Origin of the sequence: Flavobacterium flabelliforme (genome assembly GCF_017948675.1) — a bacterium.
GTDB lineage: Bacteria > Bacteroidota > Bacteroidia > Flavobacteriales > Flavobacteriaceae > Flavobacterium > Flavobacterium pygoscelis.
The window spans coordinates 419,235-432,632 of record NZ_JAGFBU010000003.1; the positions used below are offsets into that span (position 1 = coordinate 419,235).

At 31.4% G+C, this 13,398-nt stretch carries 12 protein-coding genes; 5 read left to right on the top strand and 7 right to left on the bottom strand.

What is annotated here, in order from left to right; translation table 11 throughout:
- Positions 1-62: 62 nt before the first annotated feature.
- The 4 genes from gldG to J3S90_RS10530 all read right to left on the bottom strand — a co-directional run bounded on the left by gldG (position 63) and on the right by J3S90_RS10530 (position 3,754).
- Complete coding sequence (gene gldG / locus J3S90_RS10515; RefSeq protein ID WP_210646163.1) at positions 63-1,748, bottom strand: gliding motility-associated ABC transporter substrate-binding protein GldG; 1,686 nt, start codon at positions 1,746-1,748, stop codon at positions 63-65.
- The gene (gene gldF / locus J3S90_RS10520; RefSeq protein ID WP_188050618.1) at positions 1,748-2,473 is read right to left on the bottom strand and encodes a gliding motility-associated ABC transporter permease subunit GldF; all 726 of its coding nucleotides are present in this window, start codon (positions 2,471-2,473) and stop codon (positions 1,748-1,750) included. The genes gldG and gldF overlap by 1 nt, the downstream gene beginning before the upstream one ends.
- Before the next feature lie 90 nt (positions 2,474-2,563).
- A complete protein-coding gene (locus J3S90_RS10525) occupies positions 2,564-2,860 on the bottom strand; it encodes a putative quinol monooxygenase (protein WP_188050617.1) in 297 nt (98 codons plus the stop codon).
- A gap of 66 nt (positions 2,861-2,926) precedes the next feature.
- Positions 2,927-3,754: an SAM hydrolase/SAM-dependent halogenase family protein gene (locus J3S90_RS10530; protein WP_210646164.1), complete on the bottom strand. Its 828-nt coding sequence runs from the start codon at positions 3,752-3,754 to the stop codon at positions 2,927-2,929.
- Positions 3,755-3,875: 121 nt separating this feature from the next.
- Between J3S90_RS10530 and J3S90_RS10535 the strand changes: the two genes are divergently transcribed.
- Both J3S90_RS10535 and J3S90_RS10540 read left to right on the top strand, forming a co-directional pair.
- Positions 3,876-4,403: a hypothetical protein gene (locus tag J3S90_RS10535; protein WP_210646165.1), complete on the top strand. Its 528-nt coding sequence runs from the start codon at positions 3,876-3,878 to the stop codon at positions 4,401-4,403.
- 18 nt (positions 4,404-4,421) lie between these two features.
- The gene (locus tag J3S90_RS10540; RefSeq protein ID WP_188050614.1) at positions 4,422-5,372 is read left to right on the top strand and encodes a PhoH family protein; all 951 of its coding nucleotides are present in this window, start codon (positions 4,422-4,424) and stop codon (positions 5,370-5,372) included.
- A 33-nt stretch (positions 5,373-5,405) separates the two neighbouring features.
- Here the strand turns inward: J3S90_RS10540 and J3S90_RS10545 are convergent, their stop codons facing one another.
- Together J3S90_RS10545 and hmpA are read right to left on the bottom strand one after the other, a co-directional pair.
- Positions 5,406-5,825: an RrF2 family transcriptional regulator gene (locus J3S90_RS10545; RefSeq protein ID WP_188050613.1), complete on the bottom strand. Its 420-nt coding sequence runs from the start codon at positions 5,823-5,825 to the stop codon at positions 5,406-5,408.
- 9 nt (positions 5,826-5,834) lie between these two features.
- Positions 5,835-7,034 carry an NO-inducible flavohemoprotein gene (hmpA, locus tag J3S90_RS10550; RefSeq protein WP_210646166.1) on the bottom strand — a complete coding sequence of 400 codons (1,200 nt, stop codon included), beginning with the start codon at positions 7,032-7,034 and terminating at the stop codon, positions 5,835-5,837.
- Positions 7,035-7,297: 263 nt separating this feature from the next.
- Here hmpA and J3S90_RS10555 point away from each other — a divergent pair, with 263 nt between their 5' ends.
- From J3S90_RS10555 to J3S90_RS10565, 3 genes are all read left to right on the top strand, one after another.
- On the top strand, positions 7,298-8,107 hold the full coding sequence (locus J3S90_RS10555; protein ID WP_210646167.1) for a Cof-type HAD-IIB family hydrolase: 810 nt from the start codon (positions 7,298-7,300) through the stop codon (positions 8,105-8,107).
- A gap of 43 nt (positions 8,108-8,150) precedes the next feature.
- Positions 8,151-10,499, top strand: a complete 2,349-nt coding sequence (locus J3S90_RS10560; RefSeq protein ID WP_210646168.1) for a S9 family peptidase — start codon at positions 8,151-8,153, stop codon at positions 10,497-10,499.
- Positions 10,500-10,791: 292 nt separating this feature from the next.
- A complete protein-coding gene (locus J3S90_RS10565) occupies positions 10,792-11,745 on the top strand; it encodes a phosphoribosylaminoimidazolesuccinocarboxamide synthase (RefSeq protein ID WP_210646169.1) in 954 nt (317 codons plus the stop codon).
- 216 nt (positions 11,746-11,961) lie between these two features.
- Here J3S90_RS10565 and J3S90_RS10570 read toward each other — a convergent pair whose 3' ends face one another.
- Entirely contained in the window at positions 11,962-13,395 is a 1,434-nt protein-coding gene (locus tag J3S90_RS10570; RefSeq protein WP_210646170.1) for a TolC family protein, read from the bottom strand.
- Positions 13,396-13,398: the final 3 nt, after the last annotated feature.

Sequence of the window (13,398 nt, forward strand, 5' to 3'; positions counted from 1 at the left end):
ATACGATACATTTTACAAATATATCGTAAACTATTCTAGTTTGGAAACTTTTTTATCAACATCTATTTACTATATTTTCTTTTGCGTAAAAAAGTGAAAATGAATCCAAAAATCAGCAATATCACTATTGGTAAACCGATAGTTATGAATTGTGTCTTGCTATAATTTTCATAGACTTTTTCTTTATCTAACAATGGTAAATCAAGATCTTTACTTCGAATGTTAATAAGTCCGTTATCATCCAGTAGATAGTTGACACAATTTATCAAAAAATCCTTATTGTCATATAAATTTCCAGAACGTTGATCATAGCCTAATTCTACTGGTTGAAAGTTTTTATCCAACTGATTTTTTATCAAATCTCCATCGGCAATAACAATCATTTTATTTTCTTTTCCCGTTGTTTGAAAGTTTTTTTGATTAAAAGGTAAAACTCTATTTTCATACATCGAGTGAAATTTGCCTTCTAACAATACAGAAAGCGGAATATTACCTTTATTCAAATAATCATCAGGTGTTGTTTGCTCGGAAACACTATTAAGATTAATTTCGGTTGGAGTTCCTATTTTCTTTGAATAAGGTGATGATTGCAGTAAAATGGTTTTTTTAATTCCGTTTTTCAATGTATCGATAGGATTAGCAAAATCAAATTTGATTCCACCTAAATTTTTCACAATTGGATGAGAACTACTTGGATAGACTTGTGGTGCAAATTTCCAATTGAATTGTTGGTATTGTGTGGCGCTTCCGGGTTCTCCAGTAGCTAATTTTATAGGACTTCCTTGCTCATCTTTTACAACATCAGGATTAATACGAATTCCATATTTAAAAAACATATCATTCAAGTTCAAATCTCTAGGATAGGCTAACGTACTTCCTGAGGCATTGTACAAACTATCCATTTCTGCCGAAACTTGATCAACTAACCATAATGTTTTTCCACCATTTATAATATATTGATCTAACACTTGCTTTTCTACATCTGAAAAAGCTTCAGTAGGTTTTGCAATTACTGCCAAATCGTATTTTTGTAAAGCTTCTAAACTTCCAATAGGATTTTTTGCAACTGAATCTAAGGTAAATGGACCAATAAAATAGCTTTCTCGCACTTGCATAAGAAATTTAGCCATTAAAATGTCTTGTAATTCTCCATTTCCTTTGATAACTGCTATTTTCTTTTGTTTGGCCTTCGTAATTTTATTCAAACCTTCAGCAATAGAATATTCTAAATGCTGAACCGAACCAATTACTTTCTGAGCCGTAGAAGCACCCATAAGGTTTTTTAATAATGGAATATTTACTTCCTTATTATTATACACTGCAATTGCCCACGGGAAAACCATTTCTTGGGATTGCTTGCCTTTATCATCAACAGTAATATTTATTGGCGTCAATCCTTTGCGATAAAGCTGCTTGATTTGGTCCATACTTTCGTCTTTGTTCTCCAAAGGATCAACAAATTCGAAAATTATATTTTTATTATAGGCTTGAAATTCTTCTAATAATTGCTTTGTTTCTTGTTGTAAGCGTTTGAATTCTGAAGGCAAATTGCCTTGCATATAAACTTTTATATACAAAGGATTTTCAACTTGCTTAATGATATTCAAAGAAGTGGTTGAAAGTGTATATCTTTTGTCTTTGGTTAAATCAAAACGATGAAAGAATGAATTTCCTATTGCGTTTAAAAGAAACAAACCAACTAGAAGAAAGGCAACTGATTTTAAATTATTTTTTTTAGCTGTTTTCATTACGATTTAAAAGATTTTAGATTATAAACAGTAAACGAAAGAAAAGCAATTGTAATACTGGCAAAATAGAGTATATCTCGGGTGTCTATAACACCTCGACTCATACTTTTATAATGATCTTGCATTCCTAATGCAGCAATAAAATTGGAAACACTTGGTACAACTGTAGCTAAACCTTCAAATCCAAAATATATAAAAAAGCATAAAAAAACTGCAATAATAAAGGCTACAATTTGGTTTTCAGACAAGGTAGAAGTAAAGATTCCGATAGCAGAGTAGCCCGAAATTAAAAATAAGAGTCCAAAATAAGAGCCAATAGTACTTCCCATATCAATATTTCCCTCTGGCATTCCTAGACCATAGATCACCCAAACATAAATAAATGTTGGAATAATTGCCATTACAATTAATAGTAAAGCACCAATAAATTTGCCGTTTACAATTTCCCAAATGCTCAAAGGCTTTGTTAATAAAAGTTCTAATGTTCCTTGTTTTTTTTCATCTGAAAAACTGCGCATGGTTACAGCAGGAATCAAAAAGATCAAGATCCATGGTGCTAATGTGAAAAAAGGGGTCATATCAGCGAAACCTGTTTTTAGAATATTGTATTCGCCCTCAAATACCCATAAAAAAAGCCCATTTATGATTAAAAAAATAGCGATGACTAAGTAGCCAATGGGAGAGCCAAAAAAGGATTTTACCTCTCGTAATATTATTGATTTCATATTTTTATGGTAAGGATTGAAACAATCTAATCCTCTTTATGTTATTGTTGTTTTAATTTTAAAATTCCAGATTTTCTTTCAAGAAAAAACTTAAAGCAAAGAAGCAAGTTTATCAACACTCCAAGCTTCTGGCTTGTCATTAAATAATTTCTTAGTAAATGTCCAAACTTCTTTAAAAAGTTCCGAATTTCTATAATTTTCTAAATCAAGTTCCGTTTCCCAATAACTGTAGGTAAAAAAAATAGATTTATTATTTTTATCCTGATACAATTCTAAAAAACGATTTCCTGGTGCATTTCTTATTTTTTGTTTATTCAATTCAAAATTTTCTAAAAATGCAGGAATGTTTTCCAAGTGAAAACTTAATTTTACAATTCGTACAAACATTTTATTACTTTATATTTAGGATTTTATACTTTTTACTACACTTTGAATTCAGAACAGCTTATAATGTTAACGAAAAACTATTTTGATAATTGATCTATGATTTAATCCCAATAGGCTAGAGGCAGAGCCAACAGTCGAAGGATTACTTCTAAAAATAGCAATTTCTAAAAATCCTGCTTCATTAAACAAAGCTAATTTTTGACCCTCGTAGGATTTTATTGGATATTTTTCAGAACTTGCAATATCAGAATAATTAGGTAAAATGGTTTTAATGTTTTTAGTTTTTAATTCAATTTCATAAGGCCTTCCTCTGGCTATTTCTATAAAATACTTCTTAGAAATATTGGTAACAATATTGCCAAAATGATCAATATATATTACGTGTCCATTTATCGAATTACCATCTGCTGCTGCTATAGCTTGCAAATCGGTAACTTGTTTGATACTATTAATTTCTTTTCCAATAATATTCATCAAACCTCCCTTAGCCAAATGACAAGCAACTTTTACAAAAACATCTAAATCAGCAGAATCCGTTGGTAAACGATCGTGTATGTTTATTGCAACTATTTTTTGAGGAACTATTTTTTGGGAAACCATGCTCAAAATGCCATTGTCTGCAGCAATAAAATAATGATCATTCCATTGCATGACAATATGTTTGTTCTCTTTATTCAATTCCATATCAACGCCAATAAGATGAACCGTTCCTTTTGGGAAACTAGAATACGAGGCATTGATAATGTAACTCGCTTCTACTGTGTTAAATGGGTCTATGTCATGAGAGATGTCAATGATTTTCGCCTCGGAGTACTCGGATAAAATCTTCCCTTTCAATGCACCTACAAAGTGGTCTTTCAAGCCGTAATCCGTAGTTAGGGTAATTATTGACATAAATTTTTTTATAATTTATTAGTTTATCTAAACCTAAATTTTGTTAAATTTGAGAAGTGCAAAGCTAAAGAATTTAAAGTTTTTTAATAGATAATTTTTAATTGAATTTAAACCAAAATATATGATAAAAAAAATAGTTACGTTCTTACTTTTAATTAGTGCGCTACAATCGTTTTCACAAAAGCTAATTTATAAATCCAACGGGAATATATTAAATTCTGAAAACCAGAAAATTTCGCCAAACCAAGTAAGAGAATTATTAACTAATAATGAAAATTTACTAGCAAATTACAATGCGGGCAGGTCTAAAAAAACTGCTGGAAACATATTGTTGATTGGAGGAATTAGTTTGTTGATTGCTGATCTTGCTCGAGGTGTAACAGATTCTGGAATAACTGGAAAACCTGTAGGAAATGGACAATATGTTCTACAAGATGAAGGAAACAATTACCCTTCATTAATAACCTATGTAGGAGTTGCGGCAGTTCTAGTTGCTATTCCAATTAAGATTGGTTTCTCTAAAAAAATAAAAAATGTGGTTGCTGATTATAATAATTCAAAAGCTACTGGTAATTACCAATTTGACAAACAGAAATTAGATTTTATTACCAATTCAAAAGGAATTGGATTTCGATTGACTTTAAATTAACTTAAAAAACGTGATAGTTTGAACGAAAGAATAATTGAGCTCATAGACATCGCTCCAAAAGAATTTTGGGGTGCTCAAGACACTCATCTTGAAACAATAAAAAAATATTATCCCAAACTTAAAATTGTAGCGCGTGGAACAACATTAAAAGCTTTTGGAGAAAAGGAAGTCTTAGACGAGTTCGAGAAAAGATTTCAACGCTTAATGCTTCATTTTACGAGGTATAATAATATTGACAATAATGTAATCGAACGTGTCATTCTTGGCGATATTCAGGAAGACCGAAAATTTCAAGGTCAAGATAAAATTTTAGTGCATGGTGTTGGTGGTAAAATTATAAAAGCCATGACGCCCAATCAGCAATTGCTGGTTGATACGATGGAAAAAAATGATATGGTTTTTGCAGTGGGACCAGCTGGTACAGGAAAAACATATACCGGAGTTGCAATGGCAATAAAAGCACTTAAAGAGAAACAAGTAAAACGAATTATTCTAACAAGGCCAGCAGTAGAAGCAGGGGAGAATCTCGGCTTTCTGCCCGGTGACATGAAGGAAAAATTAGATCCTTACATGCAACCTTTATATGACGCTTTACGGGATATGTTGCCTAATGAAAAATTAGAAGATTATATTTTGAAAGGCGTTATTCAAATTGCTCCTTTAGCATTTATGCGTGGTAGAACCCTTGATAATGCTTTTGTAATTTTAGATGAAGCTCAAAATACGACCCATTCTCAAATGAAAATGTTTTTGACACGTATGGGAAAAAGTGCCAAGTTTATGATTACCGGTGATCCGGGACAAGTCGATTTGCCAAGACGAACCATTTCTGGATTAAAAGAAGCATTGTTGGTTTTGAAAGATATTGACGGAATTGGAATTATTTATCTGGATGATAAAGATATTGTACGCCACCGATTGGTCAAAAAAGTGATTGATGCCTACAAAATGATTGAAAATAATGATTAAACAAAAAAGACTTCGTGAGAAGTCTTTTTTGTTTTAAAATATAGAACTCCAATTGGTAAATTCTAAATCAGAGAGTTTATATTGGTTTAAGCTTTCTATAAAAGCAAGATAAGCGGTATTAAAAACTGATTTTAATTTACAATTATGCGATTTGAATACACAGGGTTTTGAATCACAATTGACAACCGGCGTATCGTCTTGTTCTAAAAGATGAATTAAATCACCTAAGAGGATTTCTCGGGCTCTTGCTGCAATTAAAATACCACCATTTTTTCCTCTTTTAGTATGAACCAATTCATTGACAGCTAAGAATTGAACCACTTTAATGAGATGATTGCGTGATATTTTAAAATCAGCTGCTAGTACATCTAACGAACTTTGCTGATTGTCTTTTTTTTGATCTAAATACATCAAAACGCGCATGCTAAAATCAGTAAAGTGATTCAATTTCATAAAATAATATTAATTAAGGCTTAATAACTGTGGTCCAAATTCTTCATAAAGTATATTTTCTCTGCTTACACCAAGACTAACTAGAGATTGATACTGCACTTTAATAAAAACAGCAGGTCCGCAAATATAATATTTTGCATCTTTAATAAGAATTTCTTCTTTTATTTGTTGTAAATCTATTCTTCCTTCAATCGCGTTGGTTTCTGTTTCGGGTAAAGTTTCATAGAAAACAAAGGAAGTCAACCAGGTTTTTTCGTTGTTCAACTCTTCAATGGTATCTTTAAAAGCATGAACATTTTCATTGCGACAACTGTGAATCCATACTGTTTGGTTTCTTTGTAATGCATTTTTATTAGTTTCTACCATACTCATCATTGGCGTTAGACCAACTCCACCACTTACTAAAACCAACGGATTTTTAGCTTCTGGATCTGCATAAAATAATCCAGCAGGAGCACTTACATCTAGTAAATCTCCTTCCTTTTTGTCGTGTAAAGCGTTAGAAACGATTCCATCTGGTGTTTTTTGTCCCATTTCTTTTTTAACAGATATTCTGTAATATTCGTTGTTGGAATTAGAAGATAAACTGTATTGTCTCGGTTGTTTATGGCCTAATTCTGGAATAAAAGTGCTTACTGATATGTATTGCCCAGGGAAATAATCGGCTATTTCTTGATTGTCCTCTGGTTTAAGATAAAAGGAGTTTATTTCGTCACTTTCTGCAACAATTTTATAAATTACAAATGATCTCCAACCTTTCCAACCGCCTTTTTTCAGGCTGTTTTTTTGATACATATCTGCTTCAAGACTAATCATAATTTGTGCTAATTCATTGTAAGCGCACGTCCACGCTTCAATTAATTCTGGAGTTGCTGCTGCTCCTAACACTTCAATTATAGAATTAATTAAATGATTCCCTACTATATCATATTGCTCAGCAGCAATATTTAAACTCACGTGTTTATTTCCAATGGCTTTTAAAGTATTGATTAAAACAGTTGGATCATCAATATTCTCTGCATAAGCCAGAACTGCTCCTGTCAAAGCATTTTGTTGTTTTCCGCTGGCTTGATTGGCCATATTGAAAATATCTTTTAACTCAGGATTATTAGTTAGCATTCTTTCATAAAAGTAGGTGATCAAATCATTTCCGCTGGCTTTTAATACAGGAACTGTAGCTTTTACTAATTCTTTTTGACTTGTATTCATGGGGTTGTGTTTATATGTTTTTACAAAGGTAACGACTAAATTTAATTGTTATATTTTAAATGCAACAATTAAACTATTTTTGTCATAATGTTATTTATTTATGAATTATGAATACAAAATAGGAGTAGTACTGCTTTGTTTTAATATAAATTAATTACTAAAAGTTAAATTGTATGCTCTATTTTTAAACTAGAACTAAAGGTTGTGATTCTCTTTAAAATTGAATAAATTTGGAATTAATAAATAGGAGAGTCAAAAATTAAATGATATTAAAAGATAAAATTAAAGTAATTATTACGGATTTAGACGGAACTTTACTCAATTCAGACCATAAGATTTCTGCTTATACCAAAGCTATTTTTCAAGAATTACACCAGCAAAATTATTTACTAATTGTGGCAACCGGACGGCATCATCTAGATGCACAAAGTATTGTGTCGGGTTTAGATTGCCCCGTTTATTTAGTCACTTCAAATGGTGCTCGAATTCACTCGCCAGAAAATGAACTTTTGTATTCAATAGATATGGAAAGTGATATTGTAAAAAGCATTTTTGACCTTGATATTGATTCAGAGATTACTTCCGTACTTTTCAAAGAAAACAATTGGCAAACTAATCATAATAATGATAAACTGAATAGCTTTTCGGAAGAGTCAAAATACATACCTGAAATCGTTGATTTTAATACATTGGAAGATTTTAAATCGATAAAACTATTTTTTACACACCATAATCACCAAAAGTTAGTTGATTTGAAAGATAAAATTTTATCAAATTATGCTGACACGTTTAATCATGCGTTTAGTCTTCCCTTTTGTTTAGAATTTATGGACAAATCCGTTGATAAAAGTATTGCTATAGGTAAAATTTTAGAATTGGAGAATTTTATTTTTGAAGAAACTATTTCCTTTGGAGATGGTTTTAATGATGAAGAAATGTTGAAATCGACTGGAAAAGCTTTAATAATGGGAAATGCACCTCAAAGTTTGATGGATACACTTCCGCATCTTGAAACCATTTTGTCAAATGATCAAGATGGTGTTGCTACTTATTTGTCGGAGCAATTTTTATAATAAACTATAATTTAAACCAAAAACCACAATAAATAACCATAGTATGAATAATAAAATAATTTTATCCTTTTTCATTTTGTTCTCCGTTGTAGCGCAAAGTCAAGCTTTAAAAATGGAAGAAATCATGAAAGGAAACACTTTCATTGGTGCACAGCCAGAAAATAAAAGATGGTCTTTAGAGGGACAAAAAATATATTTTGATTGGAATCCAACTAATGAATTAGGCAATAGTACTTATTTCTGGAAAAATGGAATGTCAAAGCCAGAATTAGCAACTGCAAGTGATGCAGCTTTTTCTAAAATTGATTTTAAAAAGTCATCCAATCCAGATTTGTATTACTATATTGATAAAGGACGTTTGTTTTCATATTCTTTAAAAACGAAGACTAGCAAAAAGTTATACCAACAAAACAATCCTATTTCTGTTTTGCAAATGGGTTCCGATGCAGGAGTTTTGTACTTCAAACAAAACGAAAATTTATTTCAGTTTAATACTAATCAAGGTTCAATTATTCAGATTACTAATTTTAAACGAGGAAAAGGAGAAGATAAATCTGCCGAAAAAGACTCTTTTTTGAAAAGCCAGCAACAAGAATTGTTTCAGTTTGTTAGGGATCAAGAGGCCTTAAAAAATTGGAATTTGGCGAAATCGAAATTGACCAAGTCTGATTTTCCAAAACCGTATTATTATGGAAAATATAATTTTGGAAGTTTAAAGGCTTCTCCAAAAGGAAATTTTGCGACTTTCAGACTCATAGAAGAGGTAGAGCGTAAGAATGAAAAGATGGAACTTTTTATTACTGCAGATGGTTACAACCAAACTGAAGAGACTAAAGAAAAAGTTTCAGTAGACAACTTACTCACAACAAAATTTGGAATTTATAGTGTGGCTAAAGATTCTGTTTATTTTGTTAATTTTTCATCTTTGAGCCATATTCAGGATGTTCCAAAATATTTAGAATCTTATGATAAATCAAAAACTACTGAGAAAAAAGATAAATTAATAGTAGTTCAAGAGCCCATTTATAATGAAGATGGATCTTATGCCATTTCTGAAATTAGAAGTCAGGATAACAAAGACCGTTGGATTATAAGTTTAAATTTGGAGAACGGTACTTTTCAAGAATTAGAGCATCAACATGATGAAGCTTGGATTGGTGGACCTGGAATTCCTTCTTATTCTTATTCCGGTGGAACACTTGGATTTCTAGGAGATAATGAAACGATTTATTTTCAATCAGAAGCAACTGGTTTTTCTCATTTATACACTTATAATTTAAAGTCAAAAAAGAAAGTACAATTGACAAAAGGAAATTGGGAAGTTCGCGATGTCACTTTGTCAAAGGATAAAAAATCTTTTTATTTAACGACTAATACTACACATCCTGGAAATAGAAATTTCTACAAATTAGAAGTTTCAAATGCTATTTTACAACCTATTTTAACAAAAGATGGAGCTCATGAAGTGAGTTTGTCTCCAGATGAAAATACGCTTTTAGTTCGCTATTCGTATAAAAATAAACCTTGGGAATTGTATGTGGCAGCCAACAAAAAAAATACTACCCTTAGCCAAATAACGAATTCTACGACTGAAGCTTTCAAGTCCTATAAATGGCGTGAACCAGAAGTAGTTACTTTTAAAGCGCAAGATGGAACTGATGTTTACGCCCGCTTGTACAAACCAGAAACAAGCAATGCGAATAAAGCAGCTATTCTTTTTGTACATGGCGCAGGATATTTGCAAAATGCACATAATTATTGGAGTAGTTACCATAGAGAATACATGTTTCATAATTTATTAACTGATTTAGGTTATACCGTTTTGGATATTGATTACAGAGCAAGTGATGGTTACGGACGTGATTTTAGAACTGGAATCTACCGTTTTATGGGCGGAAAAGATTTATCAGATCAAATTGATGGTAAAAATTATTTAGTTAAAAATTTAGGAATTGATGCAAGTAGAGTAGGGATTTACGGAGGTTCTTACGGCGGTTTTATTACGTTGATGGGAATGTTGACTACCCCAAACGAATTCGCTTCGGGTGCTGCATTGCGATCTGTAACAGATTGGGCACATTACAATCATGGTTATACTGGAAACATTCTGAATTTTCCAGAAACTGATCCAGAAGCTTACAAAAAAAGTTCTCCTATTTATTTTGCTGATAATCTGCAAGGAAAATTATTGATGCTTCACGGAATGGTAGATGATAACGTAGAATACAAAGATATTGTTCGTTTATCGCAACGTTTTATAGAACTAGGCAAGAAAAATTGGAGCCTTTCTTCTTTCCCTGTAGAAGCGCATGGTTTTAAGGAAACTTATTCTTGGGTAGATGAATACAGCCGAATTTTAGATTTATTTAATAGTACGTTGCTTAAAAAGTAGAATGTTTGGCAAAAGTGATGCACTAGATTAAAAGTGCATCTTTTTTTTGCCACGAATTCCACAAATAGGCACAAATTTTAGTGATTCTGAAAAACTAATTGCACTAATTTTTAAAAAGTAAAGAATTGGTGTAATAGTAAGTCCACAAAAATTCGTGATTTTAGTGTAATTCGTGGCTAAATTTTATTTTATTTAAACCAATGCGTTTGTTCTGAATAATGTTTCAACAATTTTGTGTATCTCTTTCAAACAACCTATTTTTGCAAAAACAACAACACAACACTTAACAAAGATGAGTAATACAATTACGACAACCGACTTTAATTTTCCTAATCAAAAATCGGTTTACCGAGGTAAAGTAAGAGAAGTTTATAATATAAATGATGACCTTTTAGTAATGGTGGCTACAGACAGGCTTTCGGCTTTTGATGTAGTTTTACCTAAAGGAATTCCGTATAAAGGGCAAATTCTGAATCAAATTGCTACAAAATTCATGGAGTTGACTCAGGATATTGTACCAAACTGGTTGATTGCTACTCCAGATCCAAGTGTTGCTGTGGGTCATTTATGTACGCCTTTTAAGGTAGAAATGGTAATTCGTGGTTATTTATCAGGTCATGCTTCACGCGAATACGCTCTTGAAAAAAGAGAAATTTGTGGAGTTAAAATGGTAGAAGGGTTGAAAGAAAATGATAAATTTCCAGAACCAATCATAACGCCAACTACAAAAGCAGATAATGGCGAGCACGATGCAGACATTTCTAGAGAAGCTATTTTATCAAAAGGAATTGTTACCGAAGAAGATTATTTAGTTTTAGAAAAATATACTAGAGCTTTGTTTCAAAGAGGAACTGAGATTGCTGCAAGTCGTGGATTAATTTTAGTAGATACTAAATATGAATTTGGGAAAACTAAAGACGGAGTTATTGTTTTAATTGACGAAATTCACACACCAGATTCTTCTCGTTATTTCTATGCTGAAGGATATCAAGAAAGACAAGATAAAGGAGAAGAACAAAAACAATTGTCAAAAGAGTTTGTTCGTCGCTGGTTAATTGAAAATGGTTTTCAAGGTTTAGAAGGGCAACAAATCCCGAATATGACTGACGAATATATTGAAACGGTTTCTGAAAGATATATTGAACTTTATGAGAATATCCTTGGAGAAAAATTCGTAAAAGCAGATATTTCAAATATCAATGAAAGGATCGAGAAGAATGTTGTAGCTTATTTAGGAAATAGATAATTTCTAATAAACAATATAAATAATAGAAAAACCGCAGTTCAAATTTGAATTGCGGTTTTTTGCTTTTTAGAATAAAGTAATTTGAAAATATTTATACTTTATTTAAATCAATTTTATCCATTTTTAAAATTCAAAAAGGCATCATTAAATTAATAATGATGCCTTTTATCAACCTACAAGAAAACTATTATTGTTATAAAATTTAAAGGAATTAAATTAATTCCATCCTCCTCCTAATGCTTTGTAAACATTTACAACAGCATTAAATTCTCTTTTCTTTGCTTCAATTAATTCTAGTTTTGAAGAAAGTGCATCTCTTTGCGTCATTAAAACTTCAAAATAATCTACTTTAGAAGATCTGAATAAATCGTTTGAAATAGAGATAGAACTATTTAAAGCTTCTACTTCTTTACTTTTTAAAGCGTACAATTGTTCTAAGTTTTTAATATTCGATAGTTCATTTGACACTTCAACATAACCATTCAAAATTGTTTTTTGATAATTGTACATTGCTTGAACTTGATATGCTTTCGCCTTATTAAATTCGGCTTTTATTGCATTTCTATTAATTAAAGGAGCCGTTAATTCTCCAAGTAATGAATACGCTAAAGATTCTGGTGTTGTGAAAAGTAATGACGGTTTAAACGCTTGAAAACCTAATCCTCCTGAAATGGAAAATGATGGATAAAATTCAGCTTGAGCAGCTTTGACATCACATTTAGTAGCGAACAACTCTAATTCTGCTTGTTTGATGTCAGGACGATTGGCCAATAATTGAGATGGAATTCCTGAATTAATTTGTATTGGAATTTGACTTTCAAAAACTGTTTTATCTCTGACAATTGTTTGTGGATATCTTCCTAAAAGAAAATTAATTTTGTTCTCGTTTTCTTTAATTTGTTGTTTAATATCAAACTCTAGACTTTCAGAATTTAAAACTTCGGCTTCGTATTTTCGTACCGCTAATAAAGTAACTCTTGCCGCATCTTTTTGAACTTTTACAATTTCTAAAGCATTTTTTTGCAACTGAATCGTTTCTTTAATCACATCCATTTGATTGTCTAATGAAAGTAATTCATAATACGAATTGGCAATTTCGGCAACCAAATTAGTTACAACAAAATTTTTGCCTTCGATAGTAGCAAGATAGCGTGTTGCTGCTGCTTTTTTTGAGTTTCGCAATTTTTTCCAAATATCAACTTCCCAACTGGCACGAATGCCTAGAGAAAAATCATTTAGTGTTTCAGGAACGCCATGTCCCGGAGTGATATCAGTTGATGCATCACCCGCACCAGTGCTTGTATAACGACCTACTTTTTCAGTTCCAACAGCTAAACCACCAGAAACAGTTGGTAGAAACAAGCCTTTTTTAATTCTAACATCATTTCTTGCTATTTCAATATCTTGCAAGGTCATTTGCAAGTCAATGTTATTGGTAAGAGCAGTATCAATAAGGCTTTGGAGATTCTTATCAGAAAAAAAGCTTTTCCATTTTATAGTAGCAGAATTAATCGTGTCTTTTGAATCTGCAAAAGATACGGGTAATTCTGGTTTTTCTATACTTTCAACAGGAGCAAGCATTTTGCAACTCGTAAAAGTTGCAAAAAGAGCTATAATTCCTATTTTATAATAATTTTTTTGTACGTTCATTTT

Excerpts from the sequence above, each read along its gene's own strand:
- hmpA (WP_210646166.1), bottom strand. The coding sequence starts at position 7,034 with ATGAATACAAGTCAAAAAGAATTAGTAAAAGCTACAGTTCCTGTATTA.
- gldF (WP_188050618.1), bottom strand. The coding sequence starts at position 2,473 with ATGAAATCAATAATATTACGAGAGGTAAAATCCTTTTTTGGCTCTCCC.
- J3S90_RS10555 (WP_210646167.1), top strand. The coding sequence starts at position 7,298 with ATGATATTAAAAGATAAAATTAAAGTAATTATTACGGATTTAGACGGA.
- J3S90_RS10535 (WP_210646165.1), top strand. The coding sequence starts at position 3,876 with ATGATAAAAAAAATAGTTACGTTCTTACTTTTAATTAGTGCGCTACAA.
- J3S90_RS10525 (WP_188050617.1), bottom strand. The coding sequence starts at position 2,860 with ATGTTTGTACGAATTGTAAAATTAAGTTTTCACTTGGAAAACATTCCT.
- J3S90_RS10565 (WP_210646169.1), top strand. The coding sequence starts at position 10,792 with ATGAGTAATACAATTACGACAACCGACTTTAATTTTCCTAATCAAAAA.
- J3S90_RS10560 (WP_210646168.1), top strand. The coding sequence starts at position 8,151 with ATGAATAATAAAATAATTTTATCCTTTTTCATTTTGTTCTCCGTTGTA.
- J3S90_RS10530 (WP_210646164.1), bottom strand. The coding sequence starts at position 3,754 with ATGTCAATAATTACCCTAACTACGGATTACGGCTTGAAAGACCACTTT.
- gldG (WP_210646163.1), bottom strand. The coding sequence starts at position 1,748 with ATGAAAACAGCTAAAAAAAATAATTTAAAATCAGTTGCCTTTCTTCTA.
- J3S90_RS10545 (WP_188050613.1), bottom strand. The coding sequence starts at position 5,825 with ATGAAATTGAATCACTTTACTGATTTTAGCATGCGCGTTTTGATGTAT.
- J3S90_RS10570 (WP_210646170.1), bottom strand. The coding sequence starts at position 13,395 with ATGAACGTACAAAAAAATTATTATAAAATAGGAATTATAGCTCTTTTT.